The organism is Collimonas sp. OK242, assembly GCF_900107095.1.
Classification (GTDB): Bacteria; Pseudomonadota; Gammaproteobacteria; order Burkholderiales; family Burkholderiaceae_D; genus Collimonas.
The window spans coordinates 1-4,567 of the sequence record NZ_FNOR01000044.1 but is presented as its reverse complement, the minus strand read 5'-3'; the positions used below and the strand labels follow the sequence as shown (position 1 = coordinate 4,567).

Here is a 4,567-nt window from a genome sequence, read left to right as displayed (position 1 = left end):
GCCGGGGCATTTACATCAGCCACGGCGATGAACGTCATCGGCGATGAAATCAACAAGATGGATCTGCCGAAAGACCTGAAGCAGGGGCTGGCGCAGATTGCAGCAACGGCATTGGGCGCGGCGATTGGCGGTGCTGCTGGGGCGGCTTCGGGATTGAATGTAGATGCCAATAATCGACAATTGCATCCAGACGAAGTCAAATTTTTGCACGACAAAGACCGCATCAACCGCTATATACAATATGTTGCGGATCAAACCGGCCGTGTACTGAGTTTCGACGAGGCCGGGCGTGAACTCGACCGCTCGGGCGCGGCCATGGACGATGCGCATTGGACCGCATTGAACGGACGCAATGGCATTGCTGAAAAATTCATTGTGCAGGAAGCCAAAGTTTCGGGGCAGTTTTACCTTGATAGCGACGGTACAAAACATGATTTCTTTAAAGCCACTAAACAAGAATATCTGAATGAAACCATCAATCTGCGTCCGCTATTTAGTGCATATGGAGACAACACCGATGTACGCAAATATTTAGCGAATAATTTTGATGAATCAAGGCTAAATAATTGGGCAACGCGCTATCGCTCTGGGCAAGAGGCCGGTCTCAAAGATGCTGGCATGGCGAGTCTCTTGGATGACGCTAAGGCTCTTGGCAAAGGGCTGTTGAATTTACCTTCATTCGCCTGGGCTACCGTCACTAATGGTGACACCGGTATATATAAAACCCAACAAATGGAGGCCTATTATGCGTCCCTCTTAAAACTGCAAGGGCGCGCCGAAGAGGCGGGCTATATGTCGGAATTCAATTGGGCGACGCAGCAGCGTTTGGCGATTGAGGGACTGGCAATTGGTGATTTGGTTTGGAAGATTGGCGGAGTCACGCTCGGGAAGGCAACGGGTGCGGTAAAGGGTGCGCTAAAAGGAGATGGCATTGCCACTGCTAAGGCCGGAGCGGGCGGCAGCCAGATAGTTGGTGATGAACCTTATGCGGGACCTAACGGGCTTTCGGATGGGGGGATGCCACATCCGGTTAAGGATAATGCCGGAGGTAAGGGTGATGCCGCGATTGAGACGCTGGCAGCCGACGATATCCGATTTTCTCAGAATACGGTCTCGTACAATAAAACCGATCGGCGTTCGGGAGCCAGCTATACCTATGATGATTTGGTGAAGAGCATGCAAACTAAAGGTTGGCAGGGCGACCCCGTTGATGTGGTGAAAATGCCTGACGGTGTAGCAACTAGCATGGATAATACGCGTATTGCGGCTGCCCGCGAGGCAGGGATTGATGTTCAAGCTAATGTGCATAGCTTCGATGAGCCACTGCCGGCCGACATGGTGGATCAGAGAAGGTTTGGCGATGCCAAAACGTGGGGAGAGGCACTTACTGGTCGTATCAATAAACAGTCGGGGGGATTCGGTACGTCGAATCCTAACGGTTCACCGACAACACCGCGCATTACCGGAAAACGAGGAAGTTGATGATGGAACCCTATTTATTCACAGAAGGATTGTTGCCAGAAGGTTTTTTGTTTCCCCACTCTTATATTGATTTTGTATCAAGGGAGTCAATTCCTGATCTTGATCCGTGGTGGTTTCTTTGTACTTCCCAACGCGATGCAGATGGATGGTTTCAGGCTGTTAAAAAACTTTATCCGGAACGAAAATTAGTACCATTTGCTCTTTGGGATGGATCGGATGATATTGCTTGCTTCGATGCGAGTGTGCCGACTGCAGATCCACTGGTGCATTATGTACACGCCTACGCCTCTTCGGGTTGGGAGGATCGCGGTCACGTTGCCAATTTTACTGAGTGGCTTAAGGTGACTGAGGAAGAATCGGCTCGTTACAAGACTGAACGGGAAGAGGGGCGGTAAGAATTATTCGCTATTCTTGAAGAAAAGATGTTGGTACATGATCGACTAGCCAAACGCCGTTCTCAGCCTGAAAAAAAATATAACCTTGTTGTTGCATGAGTAAGGCTCTAATTTTTAGAACGACAGATTTACCGTGTCGCTGCCCAACAGTGAGTGCGGTCTGGTCGTCTTGCGACAGATGAACATACTGGCGTGAGCCTGGCAATAGACCATTCTTGCGAATCGACCCCAAAAAACGCGTCGCGGTGCCGTGATAGAGAAATTCGGGCGGCACCTTCTCTGCATAATTGATGTCAACGCTTTCGATGGAATGTCCTTGTACTGCTCGGATTCGTAGCCCGTCTTCAGAAATCGCAAATCTTTTCTTGTCGCTTGTGGCCACTACCGAGTGAATTAAATCACGGTCAAGCTGTTTGCCGTGATTGACAGCGGCAGCGATCAAAGACGAGATATCAGCCCACCCATCAATGTCGAGTGTGATACCGATCGCATCCGGTTCATGTCGTAGTACGTAACTTAAAAATTTGCTGATTTCAGAGAGTTGTTTGCTCATGATTTTGTTTTCATTCTCTTATTTTTTAGCCAATTAGGTACAGACTCTATGTTAACGCCGTACTAATTTCGTGGACAGGTCAGGATGACTTCATCTTCGAAAGTATTGTGACTCTCAAAGGACGGGAAATGGCACTTAGTAAAGGAAAATTATTTTTGGAAAATGATGTCTTTATTGATTATTCCTTTGAGGAAGTTATGTACCGATGGGATCACAATTCCAAAAAAATTTATGTAAAGTTTTATGGCAACGCGGAAACTTCGAAGCCTGTGCCTCACGATAATCGTTTGTTTAACGACGCTATTTTATATGGTGAGCAAATTTCACTTGAGCAGTATGAGATAGGAAAGGCGAGAGCGAGATTGTGAGCGATTTGGTTAAGGCAATTTCGTTGATACGTAAAGTTCAGAAAATAGTCTCGATGATTTACTAAAAAACCTTCCAGCGGAAGAAGCGGAAAAATTTGCAGGAATTTTGAATCCTCAAGTTGATTTGAAAGTAGATGATCGGGGCAGGTTCGGCGCTCCTATCTCTGACCGTCTGCGAAAATTAAATTTGTATTTTTGCATTTCAAAAAAATAGGAAAAATAATGCGCATAAGTTTTATCGCCCTCATGCTGGCTATCTGTCCAATTCTTTCCCACGCTGAAGAATCAGCAGCGGAGAGGAAAGATGATCTGAAAAGCGACACTGCAAGAATCCGATTGTTCGGCCAAAACGGCATGGGCGTTAAATATTACCCAAACAGCGCTTGTTACGGCGGTGACAGCGTCACAGTCTCCGGCGGCCTGGGCGATGCATTCTCATCCTTTTTAGGAACTGCGTCGGACATCAGCATCGGCATACCCGAAACGCCGAACAGCGGCAAGCCGTCTGCCCGGAATGGTATTTTCTCAAAGGCGTTTTTCCGCGAATATAAAATCGCGGCCAATCAGCCGCTGACCTTGAAGCTGGATTTTCAAAGCAACCCTGGCGTCAGATACGGCTATTGCAAAACGATTGCGGGCACCTTTGTACCTGAAGCGGGAAAAGATTACGAGATATCGCTGGATATTAAAGACGGGATGTGCGTGCCGGTTTTGAATGAGCTGCAAAGCACTGCGGATGGCGTGATTTTGCAGCCGATAGCGGCGTCTAAGGCTGAACGTTGTAGTTGACTTTAGCTGGCTCTGCATCCAAGCCACCCAATAGGTTAAAACCTGAATATCTCTATTTGTAAGACGTCTATGAAATGGCCCCCGTTGTTTTTCGTGCTTTCGCTTTAAATTCGATATCAGCCACGGCAGCCGAACCGCCACAGTGCCAGCAGCAAACCGTTGCAAACCCAAAACAACACCCACGTTGTGGCAGGCAACACCCTGACGCTGGAATCCGGCCACGACACCAATATCAAGGGCGGCGTCGCCAGCGCGCGGCAAGTGATTGCCGATGTCGGCACCTCTGGCAAGGGCAATCTGAGCATCGAGTCCCTGCAAGACACCAGCAACTACCAAAGCAAGGACCAAAGCATAGGCGGCAGCGTCACCATCGGCTACGGCTTTGCCGCCAGCGGCAATTACAACCAGACCAAGGTCAACGGCAGCTTCGCCAGCGTCGGCGAACAATCCGGCATCGCCGCCGGCGACGGCGGCTTCCAGATCAAGGTCAACGGCAACACCGACCTCAAGGGCGGCGTCATCGCCAGCAGCGACAAGGCGATCCAAGACAACAAAAACAGCCTGAGCACGCAGACCCTGACCCAGGTCGATATCAAGAACCACAGCGATTTCGACGCCAGCGGCTTTGGCGTCAGCGGTGGTTTTGGGGTGGGTGGCGACAAGGGCGATAGCAAGGCTGCAGACGGCAGTAGCAGCGCGCCCGCAACCATCGGCGGACAGAAGCTGCAAACCATCCAGAGCGGCAGCACCGGCACTTCGGCAGGGATAGGCTGCGCCAGCGGCAGCAGTAGCAGTACTACCCGCAGCGGCATCAGCGGCGGCGTCGTCACGATCACCGACGATGCGGCGCAACAGGCCAAAACCGGGGCTACGGCTACTCAAACCGTCGCCGGCATCAATCGCGATGTCAGCACGGCCAAGGATAGCAGCGGTGCATTGACCAAGGATTGGGATGGTCAGAAGCTCAAGGATGATGTTTC

General features: G+C 50.3%; 5 protein-coding genes and 1 pseudogene. 5 read left to right on the top strand and 1 reads right to left on the bottom strand.

Features of this window, described 5'->3' with window-relative positions:
- A pseudogene (locus BLV81_RS23310) lies at positions 1 to 1,482 on the top strand (hypothetical protein); the annotation flags it as partial.
- Positions 1,482 to 1,877: a hypothetical protein gene (locus BLV81_RS23305; protein ID WP_218134312.1), complete on the top strand. Its 396-nt coding sequence runs from the start codon at positions 1,482 to 1,484 to the stop codon at positions 1,875 to 1,877. The pseudogene BLV81_RS23310 and the gene BLV81_RS23305, both read left to right, overlap by 1 nt.
- Before the next feature lie 10 nt (positions 1,878 to 1,887).
- Here the strand turns inward: BLV81_RS23305 and BLV81_RS23300 are convergent, their stop codons facing one another.
- Complete coding sequence (locus BLV81_RS23300) at positions 1,888 to 2,430, bottom strand: RNA 2'-phosphotransferase (protein WP_092360264.1); 543 nt, start codon at positions 2,428 to 2,430, stop codon at positions 1,888 to 1,890.
- A 128-nt stretch (positions 2,431 to 2,558) separates the two neighbouring features.
- Here BLV81_RS23300 and BLV81_RS23295 point away from each other — a divergent pair, with 128 nt between their 5' ends.
- The 3 genes from BLV81_RS23295 to BLV81_RS23285 all read left to right on the top strand — a co-directional run.
- Entirely contained in the window at positions 2,559 to 2,798 is a 240-nt protein-coding gene (locus BLV81_RS23295; protein WP_092360263.1) for a hypothetical protein, read from the top strand.
- Positions 2,799 to 3,020: 222 nt separating this feature from the next.
- Positions 3,021 to 3,587, top strand: a complete 567-nt coding sequence (locus tag BLV81_RS23290) for a hypothetical protein (RefSeq protein WP_143036448.1) — start codon at positions 3,021 to 3,023, stop codon at positions 3,585 to 3,587.
- Positions 3,588 to 3,746: 159 nt separating this feature from the next.
- A partial coding sequence (locus BLV81_RS23285; RefSeq protein ID WP_255365437.1) for a hemagglutinin repeat-containing protein occupies positions 3,747 to 4,567 on the top strand: 821 nt, incomplete at its 3' end.